Origin of the sequence: Promicromonospora alba (genome assembly GCF_042654905.1) — a bacterium.
GTDB classification, from domain to species: Bacteria; Actinomycetota; Actinomycetes; order Actinomycetales; family Cellulomonadaceae; genus Promicromonospora; species Promicromonospora alba.
Genome location: NZ_JBHSFI010000001.1, coordinates 1 through 20,145, shown reverse-complemented (window position 1 = coordinate 20,145; position 20,145 = coordinate 1). Strand labels below are relative to the sequence as shown.

Annotated in this window: 22 protein-coding genes and 2 pseudogenes; 11 read left to right on the top strand and 13 right to left on the bottom strand. The window is 74.6% G+C overall.

Translation table 11 applies throughout. The features are described from left to right. Positions 1-37: 37 nt before the first annotated feature. The 3 genes from ACFO6V_RS00120 to ACFO6V_RS00110 all read right to left on the bottom strand — a co-directional run bounded on the left by ACFO6V_RS00120 (position 38) and on the right by ACFO6V_RS00110 (position 2,465). Positions 38-493 carry a hypothetical protein gene (locus ACFO6V_RS00120; protein ID WP_377130891.1) on the bottom strand — a complete coding sequence of 152 codons (456 nt, stop codon included), beginning with the start codon at positions 491-493 and terminating at the stop codon, positions 38-40. Between the two features lie 83 nt (positions 494-576). Beyond that, the gene (locus tag ACFO6V_RS00115) at positions 577-1,482 is read right to left on the bottom strand and encodes a serine hydrolase (protein WP_377130889.1); all 906 of its coding nucleotides are present in this window, start codon (positions 1,480-1,482) and stop codon (positions 577-579) included. Continuing rightward, complete coding sequence (locus ACFO6V_RS00110) at positions 1,479-2,465, bottom strand: LysR family transcriptional regulator (RefSeq protein WP_377130887.1); 987 nt, start codon at positions 2,463-2,465, stop codon at positions 1,479-1,481. The genes ACFO6V_RS00115 and ACFO6V_RS00110 overlap by 4 nt, the downstream gene beginning before the upstream one ends. A gap of 97 nt (positions 2,466-2,562) precedes the next feature. On the opposite strand from ACFO6V_RS00110, the gene ACFO6V_RS00105 reads away from it, so the two are divergent. Beyond that, positions 2,563-3,591 (top strand): MBL fold metallo-hydrolase, encoded by a 1,029-nt coding sequence (locus tag ACFO6V_RS00105; protein ID WP_377130885.1) that lies wholly within the window; start codon positions 2,563-2,565, stop codon positions 3,589-3,591. Positions 3,592-3,619: 28 nt separating this feature from the next. Continuing rightward, entirely contained in the window at positions 3,620-4,051 is a 432-nt protein-coding gene (locus tag ACFO6V_RS00100) for a hypothetical protein (RefSeq protein WP_377130883.1), read from the top strand. Between the two features lie 30 nt (positions 4,052-4,081). Here the strand turns inward: ACFO6V_RS00100 and ACFO6V_RS00095 are convergent, their stop codons facing one another. Both ACFO6V_RS00095 and ACFO6V_RS00090 read right to left on the bottom strand, forming a co-directional pair. Then, positions 4,082-4,885, bottom strand: a complete 804-nt coding sequence (locus ACFO6V_RS00095; RefSeq protein WP_377130881.1) for an SDR family NAD(P)-dependent oxidoreductase — start codon at positions 4,883-4,885, stop codon at positions 4,082-4,084. Then, positions 4,882-6,075: a DUF418 domain-containing protein gene (locus ACFO6V_RS00090; RefSeq protein ID WP_377130879.1), complete on the bottom strand. Its 1,194-nt coding sequence runs from the start codon at positions 6,073-6,075 to the stop codon at positions 4,882-4,884. Before ACFO6V_RS00090 ends, ACFO6V_RS00095 begins: the two co-directional genes overlap by 4 nt. A 61-nt stretch (positions 6,076-6,136) precedes the next feature. On the opposite strand from ACFO6V_RS00090, the gene ACFO6V_RS00085 reads away from it, so the two are divergent. Beyond that, positions 6,137-6,862, top strand: a complete 726-nt coding sequence (locus tag ACFO6V_RS00085; RefSeq protein ID WP_377130877.1) for a TetR/AcrR family transcriptional regulator — start codon at positions 6,137-6,139, stop codon at positions 6,860-6,862. 66 nt (positions 6,863-6,928) lie between these two features. Here ACFO6V_RS00085 and ACFO6V_RS00080 read toward each other — a convergent pair. Beyond that, positions 6,929-7,246, bottom strand: a pseudogene (locus ACFO6V_RS00080) (aminoglycoside phosphotransferase family protein); the annotation flags it as partial. A 35-nt stretch (positions 7,247-7,281) separates the two neighbouring features. Between ACFO6V_RS00080 and ACFO6V_RS00075 the strand changes: the two are divergent. Both ACFO6V_RS00075 and ACFO6V_RS00070 read left to right on the top strand, forming a co-directional pair. Continuing rightward, the gene (locus tag ACFO6V_RS00075; protein ID WP_377130875.1) at positions 7,282-7,971 is read left to right on the top strand and encodes an ArsR/SmtB family transcription factor; all 690 of its coding nucleotides are present in this window, start codon (positions 7,282-7,284) and stop codon (positions 7,969-7,971) included. Then, positions 7,968-9,215, top strand: a complete 1,248-nt coding sequence (locus ACFO6V_RS00070; RefSeq protein WP_377130873.1) for an MFS transporter — start codon at positions 7,968-7,970, stop codon at positions 9,213-9,215. Before ACFO6V_RS00075 ends, ACFO6V_RS00070 begins: the two co-directional genes overlap by 4 nt. Positions 9,216-9,267: 52 nt before the next feature. On the opposite strand, the gene ACFO6V_RS00065 is transcribed toward ACFO6V_RS00070, so the two are convergent. Further along, positions 9,268-10,164 carry an NADP-dependent oxidoreductase gene (locus ACFO6V_RS00065; protein ID WP_377130871.1) on the bottom strand — a complete coding sequence of 299 codons (897 nt, stop codon included), beginning with the start codon at positions 10,162-10,164 and terminating at the stop codon, positions 9,268-9,270. A 138-nt stretch (positions 10,165-10,302) separates the two neighbouring features. Between ACFO6V_RS00065 and ACFO6V_RS00060 the strand changes: the two are divergent. Beyond that, positions 10,303-10,617 (top strand): annotated as a pseudogene (locus ACFO6V_RS00060) (MarR family transcriptional regulator); the annotation flags it as partial. Between the two features lie 157 nt (positions 10,618-10,774). On the opposite strand, the gene ACFO6V_RS00055 reads toward ACFO6V_RS00060, so the two are convergent. The 4 genes from ACFO6V_RS00055 to ACFO6V_RS00040 form a co-directional block, all read right to left on the bottom strand. After that, positions 10,775-12,001, bottom strand: a complete 1,227-nt coding sequence (locus ACFO6V_RS00055; RefSeq protein WP_377130869.1) for a YibE/F family protein — start codon at positions 11,999-12,001, stop codon at positions 10,775-10,777. A gap of 56 nt (positions 12,002-12,057) precedes the next feature. After that, entirely contained in the window at positions 12,058-12,891 is an 834-nt protein-coding gene (locus tag ACFO6V_RS00050; RefSeq protein ID WP_377130867.1) for an HAD family hydrolase, read from the bottom strand. A 142-nt stretch (positions 12,892-13,033) separates the two neighbouring features. Next, positions 13,034-13,624, bottom strand: a complete 591-nt coding sequence (locus ACFO6V_RS00045; RefSeq protein ID WP_377130865.1) for a putative glycolipid-binding domain-containing protein — start codon at positions 13,622-13,624, stop codon at positions 13,034-13,036. Between the two features lie 10 nt (positions 13,625-13,634). Next, positions 13,635-14,165, bottom strand: coding sequence for a TetR/AcrR family transcriptional regulator (locus tag ACFO6V_RS00040; protein ID WP_377130863.1), 531 nt, complete (start codon positions 14,163-14,165; stop codon positions 13,635-13,637). 96 nt (positions 14,166-14,261) lie between these two features. Here ACFO6V_RS00040 and ACFO6V_RS00035 point away from each other — a divergent pair, with 96 nt between their 5' ends. Then, positions 14,262-14,717: a DoxX family membrane protein gene (locus tag ACFO6V_RS00035; RefSeq protein WP_377130861.1), complete on the top strand. Its 456-nt coding sequence runs from the start codon at positions 14,262-14,264 to the stop codon at positions 14,715-14,717. 16 nt (positions 14,718-14,733) lie between these two features. Here ACFO6V_RS00035 and ACFO6V_RS00030 read toward each other — a convergent pair whose 3' ends face one another. Both ACFO6V_RS00030 and ACFO6V_RS00025 read right to left on the bottom strand, forming a co-directional pair. Continuing rightward, positions 14,734-15,495: a MerR family transcriptional regulator gene (locus ACFO6V_RS00030; RefSeq protein ID WP_377130859.1), complete on the bottom strand. Its 762-nt coding sequence runs from the start codon at positions 15,493-15,495 to the stop codon at positions 14,734-14,736. Positions 15,496-15,606: 111 nt separating this feature from the next. After that, complete coding sequence (locus tag ACFO6V_RS00025; protein WP_377130857.1) at positions 15,607-16,584, bottom strand: M15 family metallopeptidase; 978 nt, start codon at positions 16,582-16,584, stop codon at positions 15,607-15,609. A gap of 75 nt (positions 16,585-16,659) precedes the next feature. On the opposite strand from ACFO6V_RS00025, the gene ACFO6V_RS00020 reads away from it, so the two are divergent. The 4 genes from ACFO6V_RS00020 to ACFO6V_RS00005 all read left to right on the top strand — a co-directional run bounded on the left by ACFO6V_RS00020 (position 16,660) and on the right by ACFO6V_RS00005 (position 20,002). Beyond that, positions 16,660-17,220 (top strand): RNA polymerase sigma factor, encoded by a 561-nt coding sequence (locus tag ACFO6V_RS00020; RefSeq protein WP_377130854.1) that lies wholly within the window; start codon positions 16,660-16,662, stop codon positions 17,218-17,220. A gap of 1 nt (position 17,221) precedes the next feature. Then, positions 17,222-18,172: a hypothetical protein gene (locus ACFO6V_RS00015; RefSeq protein ID WP_377130851.1), complete on the top strand. Its 951-nt coding sequence runs from the start codon at positions 17,222-17,224 to the stop codon at positions 18,170-18,172. Positions 18,173-18,181: 9 nt separating this feature from the next. After that, positions 18,182-18,667, top strand: coding sequence for a GNAT family N-acetyltransferase (locus tag ACFO6V_RS00010; RefSeq protein WP_377130849.1), 486 nt, complete (start codon positions 18,182-18,184; stop codon positions 18,665-18,667). Positions 18,668-18,838: 171 nt separating this feature from the next. Continuing rightward, positions 18,839-20,002 (top strand): Cmx/CmrA family chloramphenicol efflux MFS transporter, encoded by a 1,164-nt coding sequence (locus ACFO6V_RS00005; RefSeq protein ID WP_377130847.1) that lies wholly within the window; start codon positions 18,839-18,841, stop codon positions 20,000-20,002. Positions 20,003-20,145 lie beyond the last annotated feature (143 nt).

Below are 20,145 nucleotides of genomic sequence, written 5' to 3'. Positions count from 1 at the left end.
GCCCGCCGGGCTCCCTGGTGATCAGGGGATCGAGCGCTCAGGCCGCAACGGTGCGGTCCGGGCGCCCGGCCCCGTCCAGGCTCAGCCGCACCCGCGGCTGCAGCATCGTCACGACGCCGGCCACCACGAAGCCGATGTGCAGTACGCGAATCGCCGGCATCGCCGGCGACACGTCGCCCCCGAGCGTGTAGTACCAGCTCGCGCCGCCGGCGAGATCGGCGGCCATGGGCACCACCATCGAGGCCAGGCCGAGCACGCCGAGGCCGGCCAGGAGCGCCCACCAGGCCCAGCGGCGTCCGGCCGCCAGGTACCAGGCGCACGCGAGCGCCGCGGCGAAGATCAGGCCACGAAAGGCCATCTGGATGACGAGACCGCCGTCGATGCCCTCCTGGGCGTGGATGGCCGCGACGGAGACGGCGCCCTCGGCGATCCCGGCGAGGACGGCGAGCGCGAAGGCGGCCGCTGACAGTGTGCGAAGCTTGGTTTCGGTCATACGTCCATGCTGGTCAGGACGCGGCTCTGGGAGAATCCGGCTGGCTCACGTCCTGGGTGGTGGGTTGTCCCGACCCTGTCTCGTCAGCCTGTCTCGTCGTCGGGCATCCGCAGCGGTCCCGTCGCGAGGCGGGCCAGCTCTCCGATCGCCGCGTCGACGCCCGGCAGGTACCGTTCCGGCCGGGCCGCCCAGGTCAGCACGACGACGCCCACCGGGTACTCGTGCGGGAACCCGATCACCGCCGCCTCGTGCCGCAGCCTGCCGAGGGTCCCGGTCTTGCCGTGCAGCGCCACGTCGTCGTGCGGGAACCCGCTGCCGATCCGGTGCCGCCACGCCTGGTGCGCGAGCGCGTCCCGCACCAGGTCGTACGCCGGGCCGCGCCGCGACCACAGGAGGCGCAGCGCCTCCCCGAGCTCGGCGGCGGTGGCGGCGCTCGCGAGCGCCGGGTCGTACTGACTCGTCTCGGCCGCGTGGTCCGGGTCGGCGAGGGCCCGCTGCGCGCCGGCCCACGTAGCGGTGCCGGTGTCCCGCAGGAGCGCGCGCGTCTCACCGGCGGACCCCTGCCGCACCAGGGTCGTCGGCAGGCCCAGCTCCGCCAGCCGCTCGTGCGCGCGCTCGCGCCCCACGAGCGACAGCAGCGCGTCGCCGCAGGCGTTGTCGGACACGGCGAGCATGAGGCGCACGACGTCGCGCGCGGTCAGCACCACGTCGTCGAGCAGCATCGCCACACCCGTCGGCCCGGGCATGCGGGACGACGCCGGCAGTCGCACCGGCGCGTCCGCGGCGAGGCGCCGGGCTGTCACGAGGTCCGCCCAGACGAGAGCGAGCGGCAGCTTGTAGAGCGAGGCGATCGCGACCGGCTCGGCGTCGTCGAGCGCGACGGTTCCGGGCGGGCCCGCCAGGCGCGTCGCGTGGACGCGGGCCGTGACGCCGGCGTCGCGCGCCACCGCCCGGAGCGCGGCGGTCACTGCCACGTCGGGGGTGCTCATCCGGCGACGCCGTGCGGTGTGCGAGGTGCCGGGCCGGGCGTCGGGCTCAGCGCCGCGCGGACCACCTCGGCAACCGCCTCGTGGCCGATCTCCGGCCGCCGCTGCGCCGCCGGCGGCAGGGCCACCCGCAGCCGGAGCGGCGGTCCCACGGGGCCTACTGCCGTCGCTCCGTCCTGGAGCACCGGCACGATGCCCGCCGCCAGGCCGGCCGCGACCAGTGCCCGACGCTGGGCCGCGTCTCGCGCCTCGACCACCTCGCCGCTGTGCCCCGCACGCCGCAACGCATCGACGAGCTGGTCGTGTGCGGGCGGCTGATGGTGCCGGGGCGAGACGGCGACGGGCAGGCGCACGTCGCCAGGCGTCAGCCTGCGGGCGCCGCGATCCGGGCTGTCGTCCTGGGTCTGCACCGACGGCGCCTGGACCAGCCGGGTCGGCACCACGAGCACGGGGCCTGCCGTCAACCCGTCGAGAACACCCGGATGCCGCACTAGGCCGACGTCGAGCAGGCCGTCACGCAGGAGGTCGACCAGCTCGACGCTGCCCGCGACGGTGGGCGCGATCGAGGTCCCGGCGGTGCGGGAGGTCTCGACAGGCTCGACCAACGGTGGCGCGGTCTCGACAGGCTCGACCAACGGTGGCGGTGGCGCCGTGAGCGCGCGGAGCAGGTGCGGGACGCCGTCCTCCAGGTCGGCGGCGATGCCGAGGCGAACCTGCTCGGGCAGCGCGAGGTCACGGGCGGTGGACACGAGGTCGTCGGCGGCATCGAGCAGGTCGCGCGCGGCGGGCAGGAGCCGGCGCCCGGCCGCGGTGATCCGCACGCTGCGCGCGTCCCGGTCGAAGAGCCGCACCCCGAGGTGACGTTCCAGCCGGCGGATGCCCTGCGACAGCGGGGGCTGCGTCATGCCCAGGTCGGCGGCCGCGTTGCCGAAGTGCCGGACGTCGGCGACAGCCTTGAAGAAGCCGAGGTGCTTCAGGAGGTCCACGCCCGGGAGCCTAGCCGCGACCCATATCAAAAACGTCTCGGGTCACGTCCACAAGACTCTTTGACTCTCGTCGCGGGCTCCCGCGAGGGTGTGCCGCATGACGAATCCCACGACCTCGAAGCGCGCGCTCAGCCGCCGCACCCTGCTGACCGGCGCCGGAGCGGCCCTCGGCGCGCTCGGCGGTGTGACCGGCGCCAGGGCCCTCGGTACCGGTCAGACAGCCGGCCCGGCCGCAGCCGCGACACCCACGCAGCCCTCGACCGCCCCGGCCGGCTTCGCCTCGTTCGCCTGGCTCGGCACCTCGGGCTGGCGGATCCGCACACCCACCACGACCGTCCTGCTCGACCCGTACGTGACACGGTTCGGCACCGGGCTCGCCGCCGGAAAGTTCAGTGCGACCACGCGCCTGCGCGTCGACCCGGCAGCGCTGGACGCGGCTCTCGGTTCGCCCGGGACGCAGGAGGGCGCCGTCGACTCGATACTGGTGACGCACACGCACTGGGACCACTTCGCCGACGTGCCGCACCTGGCCCGCACCCGCGGGGCCACCGTGTTCACCACCCTCACCGGGTACCACCTCGCGCTCGCCATGGGCGTGCCGCAGAAGCAGCTCGCGGTGGTGCGCGGCGGTGAGGAGATGCACCTCGGGGACCTGGTCATGCGCGTGGTGCCGGCCCTGCACAGCCGCACCGCGTCCGGCGCTCTCCTCTTTCCCGGCATGCGCACGACGGTGCCTACGAGGCCCCGGACGATCGCGGACCTGCCGGAGGGCGACACCCTGTCCTACCTGCTGCGCTCACCGCAGGGCCGGTCGGTGCTGCTGCTCGGGGGCAGCGACTACGACGACCAGGCGCTGCGCGGGCTGCGCGTCGACACGGTGGCGCTGCCGGTGCCGAGCACCGACGTCACCGCCGACTACGCGGGCCGTCTCCTAGTCGCGCTGGACGGCCCCGGCCGGGTGGTCCTCGTGCACTGGGACGACTTCGAGTCGCCGCTGATCAACCCGCCCCTGGCGAGCGCGGGCACGCGCGACCGGATGACCCGCCTCACGGAGCAGATCCGGCGGCTGTCGCCGGGCACGGAGGTGGTCGTCCCGGAGTACCGCACGCCGCTGCAGCTGCTCTGACGCCTTCCTGCTCTGACACACTCCTGCCATGCGCGACGACGAGTGGTCCCAGCAGCGAGCGGAAGCGGTCCGCCTGCAGGCCGAACGCCTGCAGGCGCGGCAGGACGCCGAGCACACCCGCGCCGAGGCCCTGCTGCGCGAGTTCGTGGCCGCTGCCCGGGACGCCGGGCTCCCGGACGAGCCCCTGCAGGTGCAGGGGTACGGCGGCCGCGGCACCGCCCGCACCCCGCTGCGGGGCTGGTACCTGCGTGTGGACCGTACGTCCGGCATCAGCGCCGACGGCGACTTCTACGTGCTCACCGCGCCCATCGGGCTGCTCGACCGGGTGCGCGGGGTGCGGCCGGAGCCGCGCCGTCCGCCGCTGCTGCTCGGCGCGGGAGGCAAGGACGGCGACTCCATCTCGCTGGCCGACGCCCTGGAACGCCTCCTGCCGGGCTGGCGGGCTCTCTCAGCCGGCTGATCCGGTCAGGATCCAGGATCCGGTCGGCCGTCAGCCGGCGGAGCGGCCCAGGTCCTCCCAGCGTCGCCAGCCCGCCAGCCGCTCCTCGGTCAGGGGCAGGACGGCGTCCGCCGCCAGGTCGCCCACCAGTATCCGCAGCGGCGGCTCGTCCGCGTCGACCACCGCGAGGACCACCCGGGCGACGTCCGCAGGGGACGACGAGCCGGGCGGGTGCCACGCGGATGCCCGCAGCGCGTCGTACGCGGGCCGCGGCTCGGCCCGCACCGCCGACTCCCCACGCCAGGCGGTGTCCACGGGTCCGGGCTCGACGAGCGTGACCCGGATCCCGAACCCGGCCACCTCCTGGGCGAGCGCCTCGGACAGCCCTTCGAGCGCCCACTTCGACGCGCTGTAGCCCCCGAGCCCCGGCCAGGCGGCGACGCCGCTGGAGCTGGACACCTGCACCACGTGCCCCGACCCCTGCGCGCGCAGCAGCGGGAGCGCCGCCTGGGTCACGTGCAGCACGCCGAAGAGGTTGACCTCCAGCTGCTCGCGCAGCTGCTCGGGCGTGATCTCCTCGACGTACCCGAACAACCCGTGGCCCGCGTTGTTCACGACCACGTCGATGCGGCCGAGCCGTTCGGCGGCCGCCCGCACCGCGGCAGTCGCCTGGGCGGGGTCGGTCACGTCCAGCCGCAGCGGCACGACGGCGTCGCCGTGCGCGGTCACCAGGTCGTCCAGCGCTGCGACGTCGCGCGCCGTCGCCGCCACCCGGTCGCCGCGCTCCAGCGCCGCCGTGGCGATGGCCCGGCCGAGCCCGCGGCTCGCGCCCGTCACGAACCAGGCCCGGCTCACCGGGCACCGCCCGCAGGGGCGACCGCGCCGGCGCCACGCCCGCCGATCGCCGAGTACGTGACCCGGCGGGTGAGCGTCTCGAACGGGCCGCGCCGCCCGGTCCGGCGCATCCACTCGGCCAGGGCGACGGACGCCGCCCAGACGCCGAACGCAAGCAGCGCGGTGCCGGCGACCGTCAGCGTGCCGGCGAGGCCGAGCAGGAACGGCGTGAAGACCACGAACCACACGAGCGACTGCAGCAGGTAGCACGTCATGGACCGCTGCCCGACGGCGGCGACCGCGGCGACGAGACCGCCGTTGCGCAGGCGTACGGAGACCAGGCAGATCAGCGCCGCGTACCCAAAGCCGCCGAGCACGCCCGTCGCGTCGTGCAGCGGGCCGAACCACTGCAGCAGCCCGTCGCCGGGCCGGCCGTAGACCCCCGCGACCAGGAGCGCCGCCGGCTGGGCGCCGAGCACCGCCGCCGAGATCCCGACGGCGGCGACGACGCGCAGCAGGGTGCGGTACTCCGCGGGCCGCTCCAGGATCCGCCGACGCCCCGCCCACAGACCGATGGCGAACGGGCAGGCGAACCCGATCGGCCCGCCGAGCGCGACGATCGCGGCGACCGGTGCCCGTGCGGTGAACATCGTCGCAAGGTCCGGCGGCAGCGCCGCGAGGTCCGGCCCCGCGGTGCTGATCGACATGGAGTCGACGCCGGGCAGGGCGTTGAGCACGAAGAACACGGCGGCCACGGCGAGGACCCAGGCGTCCGACCGCCGCACGAGGAGGATGCCGACGAAGAGCAGCACGCCGTACATCGCGAGGATGTCGCCCGCGTAGAACAGGAGCGCGTCGAGCACGCCGATGACGATCAGCACGAGGGACCGCCGGCGCAGGATCCGGTTGACCGCACGAGGCCCGAGCTCGCTGTTACGCCGCACGATGTGCGCGACTCCGTAGCCGAACAGCAGCCCGAACATCGGGAAGGCCCGGCCGTCCACGAAGGTCGAGACGAGCCACGCCACGGCGTCGTCCACGCGGGAGCCGTCGACCGGGAACCCGCCCACGTACCGCTGGCCGACCAGGAAGTAGTGCGAGTTCGCCAGGGCGATGAACAGCAGCATCACGCCGCGCGCGAGGTCGGGGCCGAGCGCGCGTTCGGAGAGCCCGGTGGGTGCCGCGTCCATACGCGCACTTTCAGCCGTCATGGGCGACATCGTGCCAGGTGGGCGCCGCGTCGGCACCCGCCTTTGGCGTTACGCTCGCGACATGCCCGAGGACGACGACACCCGGCCCCTGACACGGCGCGAACGGCTCCGGCGGCAGACCGTCGACGAGATCGTCGAGGCGGCACTGGGGCTCGTCGACGACGGCGGCGCGCACGGCCTGTCGCTCGCCTCGGTCGGCAAGGCGGTAGGCATGACGCCGCCCGCGCTCTACCACTACTTCGCGTCCCGCGAGGCGCTGCTCGACGCCCTGGTCCTGGCCGGGTACGCCGACTTGGGCACCGCCGTCGAGACCGCCGTCCGGCAGGCGCAGGACCGGTCCCCTGCGGACCGGCTGGCCGCCATCACCGGCGCGTGGCGCCGCTGGGCCCTGGACCATCCGCGCCGGTACTCGATGCTCTTCACGGGCAGCCGGCGCGAGGCGGTGGACCCCTTGGAGAGCGTCGGCGCGATCGGCCAGAGCATGCTCGCCCTGGTCACGACCATCCAGGAGGTCGCAGCCGACACGGACGCGGGCGACGCCGCCGAGGCGGGCAGCACCGCCGAGGGATCAGTGCTCGACCAGGACCTGGCCCGCTGGGGCAGGACCCTCGGCACGCCGGCGGAGGCGGCTCCGGCCGCGCTCCGGCTGGCCCTGTCCACCTGGTACCGCGTGCACGGGCTCGTGTCCCTGGAGATCGTCGGCGCGTTCGGCACCATGGGGCTCGACGGCGAGCGCCTGCTGGCCGCCGAGCTGGAGGGCCTGGTCCGCGAGGCGGCGCGCGCCTGACCCTGGTCCGGCGGAAGCCGCACGCATCGGTCCACCGCACCGCCGCACCGCCGCCATGCCGCGGGATCAGTCGCGGTCGAGCAGGGCGTCCGCCATGACGACGGCGCCGGGCGCCAGGGCGGTCGCGCCGTCCTCGACGTCCCACAGCGAGTTCTGCAGCAGCCGCCCCAGCGTCCAGCCCGTCGCCCGGAACCGGTCGAGCCCGAGGACCTCGGTGAGCAGGTCGAAGCGTCGCCGCACCACGCGTCGGGGGTCGCCGCTCGCGACGACGACGTCGGCCCACCGGCTGTCCAGGGCAGGCCACAGGTCGAAGCCGAGGTCTCCGGCGAGGGGCTCCGGGTCGATCGCGAGCCACGGTTCGCGCTCGCCCGCGAGCAAAACGCCTTTGCAAACTGCTTTTGCAGTCGTAGGGTCGGGTCATGCCGAACTCCTCCTGGCCGCCGCCGTGGTTCGATCCGGAGCGCTACGACCTGCTCACGCCGGTCAACGTCTCCGCGCTGGCGCACCCGATCCGGATGTCGCTGCTGCGCCTGCTCCGGGAGGACGGCCCGGCCACCGCCAGCGGGCTCGCCGTCCGGGTCGGCCACTCCAGCGGGGTGACCAGCTATCACCTGCGCACCCTGGCCGAGGCCGGCCTCGTCGTCGAGGACACGGAGCGCGGCAACCGGCGCGACCGGTGGTGGAAGGCCGTACGGGAGGGCACGGTGTTCTCGTTCCGCGTCCCGGACCAGGCGGGTGACCACGAGCAGCTCGAGGCGGCGCAGCGCTACGTCCGCATGGTCATGCAGGTGGCGTACGAGCGGGTCCTGTCCTACGTCGACTCCCTGCCGGACCGCCGCGACGAGCTCCCGGACCTTCCGTGGCAGCTGGGCGAGCAGGCGGTGAGCCTGACCCACGACGAGGCCAGAGAGCTGGCCGGTCAGGTCCAGGACCTCGTCTCGAAGTACCGCCGCGACCTGGTCGGCGAGGCCCGCGGCGCCGGCGGGCCGGACGAGCACGGCGACGGGCGGGAGCGCGCGGTGTTCCAGTTCCAGCTCATGCCGGACCCGCACGGCCCCGCGCCGACGGGGCGCGCGCCGTCCGACCCCGCACAGGCGGACGAGCGGTGACCGCCGTCGACCAGCGCACGGAAACGGCGGTGCGCCGCCGCGCCCCGCTCGCGGCGGTGCTGGTCGCCTACCTGGCATCGGTGGCATGCACCGCGGTCTCCGCCGTCGCCATCCCGTGGTTGGTGCTGAGCACCACCGGGAGCGCCGCCATGACGGGGATCGTCGTGTTCGCCGAGCTGGCGCCCTATGTGGCCATGCAGGCGACAGCCGGGCCGTGGGTCGAGCGGTTCGGCCCGCGCAGGGCGAGCTGGGCCGCCAACCTGCTGGCCGGCGTCGCCCTGCTCGCGGTCCCGGGACTCCATCTCGCCGGATACCTCGCGCACGGCCCGCTCATCGCGGTGGTGGCGGTCGTCGGGCTGCTGCGCGGTGTCGCCGACTGCGGCAGCGCACCGCTCGTCCCCGGCGCCGCCGAGCTGGCTGGGACACCGCTGGAGCGGGCCGCCGGCCTGCACGCGTCGGCCACGCAGGCGGGACATCTCCTGGGTGCGCCCGTCGCAGCGGTGCTGCTCACGTTCAGCCCGGCGCCCCTCGTGGTGGCGGTGGGCAGCGGCGGCTTCCTCCTCGCGGCCGCGCTGGTCGGCCTCCTGGTCCCGGACGACGTCGGCACGCCGCAGCGGGACCAGAAGCGCCCCGAGCCGTACCTGCGCCGGCTCGCCGCCGGGCTCGTGTTCCTCGCGCGCAATCCCGTGCTGCGCGCACTCGTCGTGATGATCGCCCTGACCAACCTCGTCGGCTCCAGCCTCGTGAGCGTGCTGCTTCCCTCGTGGGCGCTGGCCGAACGACTCCCCGTGGCCGCCGTCGGTACCGTGGCCGCCGGGTTCGGCGTCGGCGCGCTGGCGGGGAGCCTGGCCGGGGCCTGGTTCGCGCCACGGGCCAACCGATGGCTGCTGTACTCGGTCGCGTTTCTCGTCGGCGGGGCGCCGCTCTACCTCGGCCTCGCGATGCTGGACACGGTCGTGCCCGCGACCGTCCTGGCCGCGGGCTGCGGTCTGGCCATGGGGTGCGTCAACCCGGTGGTGGGCGCGGTGCAGTACGAGCAGATCCCCCGCCCCATGCTGCCGCGGGTGCTCGGCGCCGTGAAGGCGTCGGCCTGGGTCGGGCTCCCGCTCGGCCCGGTGCTCACCGGCCTGGTCACCGACCAGGCCGGCGTTCGCCCGGCGCTCGTCTGCGTGGGGGCGACCATGCTCCTGCTCACGCTCGCGCCGTTCGTGGTCCCGGCGTTCCGCCAGATGAATCGCCGTTGAACCACGAAGACATGGCCTCCGGCCCGCGCCAACCTCAGTGGACCGGGATCCGTCACGGCACGAGGACGACCTTGCCACCCGCGTGACCGCCGTCGACCAGGCTCTGCGCCCGCGCCGCCTCCGCGAAGGGCAGCACCTTCGCGACCGGCACGGAGAGCTCGCCGCGGGCGACCAGCCCCATGACCTCCGCGAGGACCTCCGTCGAGTGCTCGGACCGCTCCGAGAACTCGACGCCCAGCTCGTGGGCCGCCGGGTCGGCAAGGGTCAGCACCCTGTCGGTGCCGCCTCGCAGCTCGATGCTGTCCGGCAGGACGCCCTTGCCCGCGGCGTCGAGCACCGCGTCGACGGTGGGCGCGAGCGCCCGGACCCAGTCGACGATGCTCTCGCCGTAGACGATGGGCGTGGCGCCGTACATCGCGACGCGCTCCTGGCCGGCCTCCGACGCCGTGCCGATCACGCGCACGCCCGCCGCGACCGCGAGCTGCGTCGCCAGCCCGCCGACACCGCCGCTCGCGCCGTGCACCAGCAGCGTCTCCCCTGGCCTCACGTCGAGGATCCGCAGCGCGCGCCGGGAGGTCTCGGCGACCACGGGGAGCGCTGCCGCCTGGGTGGCGTCCAGCCCGTCGGACACCGGCGCCCAGACGCGCAGGACCGCGAGCTCGGCGGCGCCCCGGCCGGCCGGGCCGGCGACCCGGTCCCCGACGGCGACCCCGGCGACGTCGGCCCCCACCTGGTCGACGATGCCCGCCACCTCGAGGCCGGGGACCGCCGGGAGCCGCGTGCGGAACGCCGCCTCCATGGCGCCTGACCTGACCTTCCCGTCGAACGTGTTGACGCCGACGGCCTCCACCCGGACCCGGACCTGGCCGGGACCCGCCTCCGGTTCCGGCACCTCCCCCAGGTGCAGGACCTCGGGGCCGCCGAACTCGTCATAGACCACTGCGCGCATCACGTTCTCCTTCGTCTTCGGCGGGCATCCGAACCGGACGCCCGCCGACTTCGCTGTTCCGGACAGGTAACCGCGGGAACCGTCTCCACTATTCCGCCGGACCTCGCTCCCGCGACCGTCCGCGCACCGAGTCCTACGATGGAGCGCATGGCACCTGCCCCGGACAGTGAGTCGAACGCTTCAGCCGCCGGACCGCTCAGCCTCGCGATCTTCTCGCTCGCGCGGGCGCACCGGGCCCTCGCCGCGGACCTGCTGCGCCCGCTCGGTCTCCATCCCGGCCAGGAGCTGCTGCTCATGTTCCTGTGGGAGCACGGGCCCCAGCGGCAGACGGACCTCGCCGAGCACGTCGCGACGGACTCGGCGTCGATGACGCGGACGGTCCAGCGGCTGGAGCGTGCGGGGTTCGTGCGCCGTCGCCCCGGGCCCGACGACCGGCGCGTCACCCTGGTGGAGCCGACGCCGGCGAGCCTGGCGCTGAGGCCGCGCGTCGCCGAGATCTGGGACCGGCTGGAGCGGGCGACGGCGGGCGACCTCGACCCGGCGCGCCGCGACGAGGCGGCGTCGCTCCTGCGCGCGCTGGAGCAGAACGTGGGCAGCACCGCCGTGACCGTCAGGTCGCCGTCGTCCCGGGACCTGGCCCCGCGGCCCACGCCTCGGACACGGGCGCCATCAGCTCCGGGTCGGAGGCCGGCTCGGGCATCGTCGAACCCTCCGCCGCCGGCCCGGGGACGGTGAGCGTCGCGATCGCCGTGGTGATCGGGATGGCGAGCACCAGCCCGATCGAGCCGACGAGCGTCCGCACGACCTCTTCGGCGATCTCGCCGGAGGTCAGCGCGGTGGTCGGCGACTGGTCGACGAGCCAGACCATCATCAGCAGCGGCAGCGCGGCCCCGACGTAGGCGAACGCGATGGTGTAGACGGTCGACGCGATGTGGTCGCGGCCGATCCGCATCGCGCTGGTGAACAGCTCGGCACGCGACGCCGCGGGCGCGACGGCCCGCAGCTCCCAGACCGCGGACGCCTGGGTGATCGTCACGTCGTTCAGCACGCCCATCCCGGCCAGGACGATGCCGCACAGCGCGATCCCCCGCAGGTCGGCGCCCGGCGCGCTGGACGGCAGGAACGCCGACATCTCGTCGTTCGTCCCGGTGATCTGCGCGGCCCCCGACGCCCAGGCGGCGAGCCCCGCCGTCAGCGCGAGGCCGACCAGCGTGCCGAGCAGCGCCGTCGACGTGCGGGCCGACAGGCCGTGCGCCAGGTACAGCGTCACGAACATCACCAGGGACGACGTCACGAGCGCGACGCCGATGGCGGACTCCCCCGCCAGCAGCGCGGGCATGGTGAAGCCGAGGAGCACCACGAACGCGAGCCCCAGCCCTGCCATGGCGGCCAGCCCGCGCCAGCGCGCGACCAGCAGCACGACGAGGGCGTAGACGATCGCCAGCAGCGCGATCGGCAGCTCGCGCTGGAAGTCCATGAACACCAGCGGGTCGACGCCGGGCTGCGCGACCGCGGAGATGTCGACGGCGATGATCCGGTCCCCGTCGGCGAGCGGGATCGACGGACCGGGCGACTGCATCCGGGACGGCTCCCCGCCGGGGAGCTCCACCGGGATGCTCCCGGTGGTGGGGTCGGCGGGCCCGGTGACGGTGACGTCGACGAACGAGGTGCCCTCGGCCCGTGCGGGCACCCGGTCGGGCACGTCCCCGGCGTTCGGCCACAGCAGCCAGAGCCCGGCGAGGGTCACCAGAAGGGCGGACACCAGGGTCACGACCAGCAGGAACGTCGTGCGTGGCGCGGCTGGGCCGGCCGCGTCGTGCGAGTGAGCGTGCGCCATGCGCACATCCTCACCCAGGGCCGCGCCGTGGGCGCGGCGAGCGGGGCGGTCCGGGATCAGGCGGTCGGCAGCCGGAGCGCGTCGACGAGCGCGGCCGCGGCGCCGTCCTCGTCCACCGTGCCCGTGATCCGGCCGGCGACCGCGCGGACCGTCGCCGGCGCATGCCCCATCGCGATCGACAGGGCCGCCCACCGAAGCATTTCGAGATCGTTTTCGCCGTCGCCGAGGGCGACCGTCCGGGAGGATGCGACCCCCAGCTCGACACGGATGCGCTCGAGCGCCGTCGCCTTGGTGACCTCGGGTGCGGTGACGTCCACCCAGTCGACACGGGCCGCGACCGCGGTGACGCCCGAGTCGCGCAGCGCCGGCGCGAGCCGCAGCGCCCACTGCCCGTACACCACCACTCGCGGCGTCGGGCGTGCCCAGATCTCCTCCAGCGTGCCCAGCACCTCCTGGTGCCCGTTGAGCAGACGGTCGGGGAACCGCCTGGTCACGCGGTACCCGGTGCCGACCACCTCGGCGGCGATCCGCAGGTCGGGCCGCGTCCTGGCGACGAGCCGGCACACGGGCCCCGCGTCCAGGGCGGTCACGTCGACGACGGAATACCCGTCCGGCCGCAGCCGCGCGGTCACCGCGCCGTTCGCCGCGACCACCCAGCCGTCGCTGATCCCGAGCTGGCGGGCCGCCTGCACGGCGCCCGAGAGCGACCTGCCCGTGGCGACGACGAGGTGGTGTCCGGCGGCGCGGACCGCCGCTATCGCATCGAGCACCGCGCCGGTCGGCCGCCGTCCGGCGCGCACGAGCGTGCCCTCGACGTCGCAGGCGACGAGAGCGGGTGTGGACGTGGGCACGTCCGAGAGTGCTGCGGCCCCGGAGGTGATCGCGGTCACGATATTCCCCTGGTGATAGGTGGTGGGAACATCATGACTCATACTGGGACATTTTGGAACTCGCATCTCAGCGGCTGGAGACCCGCTCGCGCAGGTCAGACCGCTGGTCGGCGCTCGGTTGAGGCCCGGTCGAGCCTCGGGTTCACCGCTCCCGGACGGCGATCCCCGGGTACTTCAGGACGAGCCCCGAGGCGTCATAGGTGAGCACGCACTCGAAGTCGAAGGTCGACGACGCGTAGTCGAACCTGATCGCCGTCGGCGTCCGGCTCCGGAGGCGGTACTCCTGCTCGAGCCGCTCGACCCCCAGGTCACCCGCTCGGACGAAGACCGCGGGCACCTCGTGCGGCTCCCCAGGGGCGGGATCCAGCCGGTGGACCGGCAGCGTGTTCGTCACCGCCGACGACTCGAGGTCCACGTCGAGGCAGCCGTCGAGGTCGCGGCGCGGGACGCCGTCGACGAGCCACCGGGCGTCGTCACCCTGCCCGGTCCGGTCGAGGGTCGTCCGGACGGTCCCGACGGCCGACACCGCCCGCACCTCAGCCCGGCGGGTGCACCACTGCCGGTCGACCTCTATCCGGTACCCGACGGACCACGCCTGCGGCCCCTCGACGGCGGTGGTGTGCCCGCGGAGCAGGTACCCGTCCGCCGTCGGCTCCGCGAAGAGCACCTCGAAGCCTGCCCGGACCCCGCTGTGGGTCCAGGCGGACACGTCGGGCAACGGATCCAGCCGCACGGTCCGAACTCTATCCGCGACTCGATCCGCGCGGGGGCGCCATGCGGCGGAGGACGGGCTCGGCGGCCGCGACGACGTCCGGCCCGGAGATCGCGCCCGAGAGCCACAGGCTCGCGAAGCCGTGCGCCACGGACCAGGCGGCACGGGAGGCGTCGGCGTCGGGCGCCAGACCCGCGAGCGCCGCCGCGGACGCCTGCTCGGCCGCGCGCAGGCCGGCGTCGTCGGCGTGCAGGAGGCTGCGGTCGAACATGACGGCGAAGTGTCCAGGGTGGTCGACGGCGAACCGCACGTAGGCGATGCCTGCCGCGAGCAGGTCGTCGCCGGCCTCCTTCAGGGCGGCCGCGAGCAGGGTGTACCCCTCGGTGGCCACCGCGGTGAGCACGCCGGCCTTGTCGCCGAAGTGGTGGGCCGGCGCGGCGTGGGAGACGCCGGCGATCCTGGCCAGCTCGCGCAGGCTGAGCGCGGCCGGTCCCCGTTCGGCAACGGCCGTCGCGGCCGCGGCGGTCATCGTCCGCCGCAGGTCTCCGTGGTGGTAGCTCATCCCGCTCCCGATCCTCGACCAATCTATCCATTGACAAGATAGCACCGCGGGTGGTGGAGTGACGCTCGAACTTGTCGCCGTCAAGATTGGACTCTCATGCCGGTCCCGCTCCCCGTCCTCCTGCTCGGCGTCGCCGCCCTGGCGCGCCTGCTCGGCCTCGTCGCGGTACCCGCCCTCGACTCCTGGCACGACGCCGCCCGCGTCGGCGCCGCGGCGATCTACCTCCTGGCGGCGTCCGGCAGGCTGATCCCCCGGGTACGCCAGGACCTCGAACGTATGGTGCCGCCCGGGCTCCCCCGCCCCGACCTGCTCGTCGCCGGCACGGGGGCCCTCGAGCTGGCCGGAGCGGTGGGCCTGCTCGTCCCCGCGACGGCGCCCGCGGCCGCGATCTGCCTCGGGCTCCTCACGATCGCCATGACGCCGGCCAACATCTCCGCGGCCCGGCGGGGCCTCCTGTTCGGCGGCAGGCCGGCCACCCCGGTCGGCCGCCGCCTGGCGGAGCAGGCCCTCTACCTGGCCGCCCTCGCGGCCGTCGTCTGGCTGCCCTTCTGAACGCCGCGGACGCGCTTCAACCCGTGCGTTCCTGGCGGGTCCAGCCCGACCAGCCGCGCTCCTCCAGCAGCGACTCCAGGCGGCGGCCGGCGGGGAAGGAGTCGAGGGCGAGCGAGTCGAAGAGGTCGACGAGCCCCGCCTCCATCTCGCTCGCCGAGCCGGCGGACCAGCCGGCGTGCTCGTCGAGCATCGCGGCCACCTGGTCTGCCAGGGCGGGCAGCCGTGGGTCGCCGGGCGCCCAGTCGACCGCCGCGCTGAGCCGCCGCAGGGTCTCGACGAACTGCTCGTCGTCCAGCAGCGCACCCTTCAGCGCCATCGCCTCGGCGACCTGCTCCGGGGAGAGCACCGCGAGGGTGAGGATCCAGCTGTCGCGCTCGATCTCGACCACGCGCTCGGGGAGGCCGAGCTCGCGCCACCGGTCCAGGTAGGCCGCGCCCTCGGGGGGCAGCGCCAGGCTGTCACCCGCGGCGAGCCTGGCGATCCGCTCCCGGTGCCGCTCCCGCTCGTCGATCTCCGCACGGAGCCGCGCGTCGATCTCGGCGACGGCCGCCGCGAGCTCCGCCGCGTCGGCGCGCAGCAGCTCCCTGACCCGCGCGAGCGGAACACCGGCTTCCGCCAGGACCCTGATCCGGATCAGGTCCACGGCGGCCTGGGCGTCGTACCGCCGGTAGCCCGAGTGGTCGCGCCCAGGCTCCGGCAGCAGGCCCCTGGCGTGGTAGTGCCGGACGGCGCGCGTGGTCACCCCGGCGTACGACGCGAGCTGGCTGATCGTCAGCATGTGGCCAGTCTCCTCCTGCTGCGTGCGCTTCGGCGAAGTAGAGCGCCTGTCCGAGTCTCCCTTACGTGCGCCGGGGAGACTCGGACAAGCGCTCTACTTCGCCGAACCGGCTCAGTCCGCGTAGTCCCCGCCCGGCACGTCGAGGACCTCCTCCAGGGTCGTGACGCCGGTGGCCCGCATGTGCGCCGCCAGCTCCCGGCCGACCCAGCGCAGGTGCCAGGGTTCGGGCGCATAGCCGGTGACCGCGCTGTTCTGGCGCGTGTACCGCACCAGCATGCCGAACTCGGCGGCGTGCTCGGCGACCCAGCGGCCCTCCACGGTCTCGCCGAAGCAGGCCTCGAAGTCGCACTCCGGCCGGGTGGTGCCGCCGACGTCCACCCCGAGACCCGTCTGGTGCTCGCTGTGCCCCGGACGAGCCGACACCTCGTCCGCCTGCTCGGCGCCGAGCTGCGCCACCCAGCCCTCGTAGACCGCCGCCTGCTTGGGGTAGCCCCGGTAGGCGCTGCGCAGGGTGAGGCGCACGCCGTCGGCGGCGGCGGCGTCGAGCAGCGCGGCGACGTCGCGGGCGGCATCCGTCCGGACGAGGTACCCGCGCACGACGGTGAGGTCGGGCTCGTAGTCGATCGGGTCGAGCGGCCTGCGCTTGTTGACGACCACCCAGGGACTCCCGGGATCGGTGGCCGAGTGCTCCGTCAGGTCGAGGCCGGTAGCGGGTGGCGCGCCCGGGGCATCGACGGGGCCCTCCGCGGGGGCCGCGACCGGGCTCGGCTCCGTCTGGGGTGCCTGGGACTCGTCCGAGCTCTCTACCGGCTTCTCTGCCGGCTCCTCTGCCGGGTTCTTCTTTGCCGGGTTCTTCTCTGCCGGGGCGGAGGCGGTGACCTGCGGCTCCGCCCCGGTCTCGCCGCCCCCCTCGGTGCCCAGGTCCGCGGCAGCACAGCCCGCGAGGAGCAGGCTCACGGCGACGACGACGGAGGCGGGGCCCGCCGGGCGGAACCGGGCACGGGTACGGACGAAGGAGAGGGTCACATCAGCGTTGGTGTGCACGGCCCGGACCGCGATGTCAGCGGCGGGCTGTGACGTGGACAACATCCGCGAGGTGTCATGGGGACGCTCCTGCCGGACACACTGAGTCGGAAGCACGTCTCTTCGTCTGTCTCTTCGTCTGTGGAGTACACCCTGGCCACGAACACCGAGCCACAGCGTCTCGAACCGGGCAGGCACACGCCTGCCCACCTCACGCCTGCCCACACGGAGGCGCTGTTCGTGGCGCACGCGAGTGCCGTGTACCGGTACGCGCGCTCGCGGCTCCCCGCCGCCGAGGCGGAGGACGTGGTGGCCGAGGTGTTCGCCGTCGCGTGGCGCAAGGGCGAGCTGCCGGACAACCCGCGCGCCTGGCTCCTCGGCGTGGCCCGCCGCGTCATGGCGAACCAGGTGCGCGCCCAGCAGCGGCGCATCGCGCTGGTCGAGCGGGTCCGCGCACACCCGGTCCCGGCGGGCCAGGACGGCGCGCGGCTGGTCGGCGAGCTGGACGCGCTCCGCCGGGCACTTGCCCTGCTGCGCCCCGCGGACCGCGAGGTGATTGCCCTGCTCGCGGCCGCGGAGCTGTCCACCCCGGAGGTCGCCCAGGTCCTCGGCTGTACGACGGCGACGGCGGCCACCCGGGTGCACCGCGCACGGCGCCGTCTGCGTGCGGCCTATGAACAGCTCACCGAGGAAGGTTCCTGACGTGGAAGACGAAGAGCTGGCCCGCGCCCGGCGCGCCCTGCGGGGGGTCGACCCGGAGCTCGACCTGGCGCGCGTGTACGCCGAGTCGCGGGCACGCGCGCACGGCGTCGACGAGCATCTGGACGGCGACGAGCACCGGTACGCGCAGCAGCATGAACCCGAGCACTGGGCGACGGACGAGCGCGTAGTGGTCCTCCTGCACGACCTCGACGCGAAGCCTCGGCGCGGCCGGTCCAGCGCGCACCGCGGGCGGGCACTGGTGTGGGGCGTCGCGGCGGCGGCAGCGGCCGCCGTCGTGGTGACCGTGGTGAACCTGCCGGCGCCCGGCGTGCAGCCCGGCTCGTCGCCCGGCACGTCGGCCGGCACCAGCCTCTCGCCGACGGACGATCCTGAGCCGCGACCGTCGCCGACCCTCGCGCTGACGCCGTCCGAGGTGGTCGACCGCGCCGCGCCCGCGGTGGCCGACGCGGGATGCAAGGTCAAGACCCACTCCACGCTCGGCGCGGAGTCGGCGACCCGCGTCGACGGCTCCCTCGCGACGGACACCGGGACGCCGAAGCCGATCCCGCTGAGCACGCAGCCGCTGGACGTGCTGCAGGTGGCGACCGTCACCGCGGCCCTCGACCTGTCCGGCCTCGAGGGCAGGGACCACCGCCTGAACGACGAGTACCTGCTGGAGGAGAAGGACGGCCGGACCCTGGTCCGGATCCAATTCGATCCCCCTGGCGAGCTCGTGCTCGGCGGCGAGCTGACGCGGCTCGACGTCGTCATCGACACGGCCACGTGGCTCCCGTACACCGCGGAGACCTGGGCGAGGTCCGACGACGGCAAGGGCTACCAGGTGCACAGCGAGTTCAGCTGGACGTCGTGCGCCGCCCCCAGCAGCAGCCCGAGCCCTGCGGCCACCGACGACGACCTGGCGCCCGCCGACACGGGGAGCCGCTCCCGGTAGCATTCCGGCGTGCTCAGCCCCGCGGCCCCCGACGACCTCGACGACCTGGCCGCCTTCCTGCGCTCGGCCGACCTGACGGTCGCCGCCCTCGCGGAACCGGCGGTGCGGCTGTGGCTCGACCGGGACGACGCCGGCGCCGTGTGCGCGACCACCGGCTTCGAGCTCGGGTCGAGCGGCGAGCACGCCCTGGTGCGCAGCGTCGCCGTCCGGCCGGACCTGCGGGGCGCCGGGGACGGGCTGCGACTGGCGCGCTTCGCCCTGGACAGGGCCGCCGACGCCGGGGCGCGCCAGGCCTGGCTGTTCTCCCGCCGCTCCGGCGGCTTCTGGCAGAAGCTCGGCTTCACGGCCACGACCACCGACGACCTCGCCGCCGCGCTCCCCGACGCCCACCAGGTGCGCCTGTTCCGCTCGACCGGGCAGCTGGACCGCGAGGTCGCCTGGCACCGGCCGCTGCCCGCGCGCGCCGATTCCGGCGCACCGCTCGCGGCCGGATAGGCTCGGTACATGAGGTCTCCAGAAGCATCCAGGTTCGGGCTGCCGGTACTCCGGTAGCCCGAGATGCCCCTGTAGAGACCGCCGAGCCGTCGCCCGGCCGCTTTCCCGCGCATCCGAAGGGCCCGTAGTGCCGCCCAGGCCTACCCGTTCCCCCTTCCTTCGGAGGCATCCATGCCTGTCCTGCTCTACGTGCTCGCCGTCGCGGTCTTCGCGCAAGGCACGTCGGAATTCGTCCTCGCCGGGCTCGTGCCCGGCATCTCCGCCGACCTCGGCATCACCATCGCCCAGGCCGGCTACCTGACCTCCGGCTTCGCGGTCGGGATGGTGGTCGGCGCACCGCTGACGGCGGCGCTCGGCCGCCGTCTGCCACCACGGTGGACCCTGACCGGCTGCCTGCTGGTCTTCGTCGCGGCCCACGCGGCGGGCGCGCTCACCGACCAGTTCGCCGTGCTGCTGGTGAGCCGGTTCGTGGCCGCGCTGGCCAACGCGGGGTTCCTCGCCGTCGCGCTCTCGACGGTGACGGCGGTCGTCCCGGCCGGCAAGCAGGCCCGGGCGCTCGCCGCGATCCTCAGCGGTACGACGCTCGCCCTCATCGCCGGGGTCCCCGCCGGAGCCTTCCTCGGCGAGATCTGGGGCTGGCGGTCGGCCCTGTGGGCGATCGCCGGGGTCTCGGCGCTCGCGCTGGCCACCGTCGCGATCCTGACGCCGGCCAGGCTCGAACCGCGCGAGCCCGGCGTGCGGACGGACCTGCGCGCCGAGCTCGGCACGCTCCGGTCCCCCGAGCTGTTGCGCTACCTCATGCTCGGGGTGCTGGTGAACGGCGCGACGTTCTGCGCGTTCACCTACCTGGCGCCGCTCGTGACGGACGGCGCCGGGCTCGGCTCGTCGCTGGTGCCCGTGATCCTCGCCCTGTTCGGGCTCGGTGCGTTCGCCGGTGTCACGACGGCGGGCCGGCTCGCCGACGCGCACGGGCGCCTCGTGCTCCGGGTCGCCGCGCCGGCGCTCCTCGCGGGCTGGATCCTGTGGGCCCTGCTCGCCGAGCGCCCGTCGGCGGTGTGGGTGCTCGCCCCGGTGCTGGGCGCGCTCTCGTTCGCCGTCGGCGGCACGCTGATCGCCCGCAGCATGGCGGCCGCCCACGGCGCACCGACCATGGGCGGGGCGTACTCGACGGTCGCGCTGAACCTGGGCGCCCTGGTGGGTCCTGTGTTCGGCGGCCTGGCGATCGGCCCGCTCGGGCTCGTGGGCCCGCTCGTGGTCAGCGCGACGCTCGCGGCAGCCGCCGTAGTGCTCTGGTTCGCGACGAGCCGACGTCGGGCCACCGCTCCCCCGAGCTGACCTGGCGCTCCCCGGCCTGACCGGAGGCGACAGCGCTTGGCACACTTTTCTGACCATGCACTTGCTGCCAGGATCGCGCGGCGTTGTCAAGCGGTCAGTGCAAGTTATGCGGCTTGTTCGAAGAGTTGCTTGAGGCGTTGGGC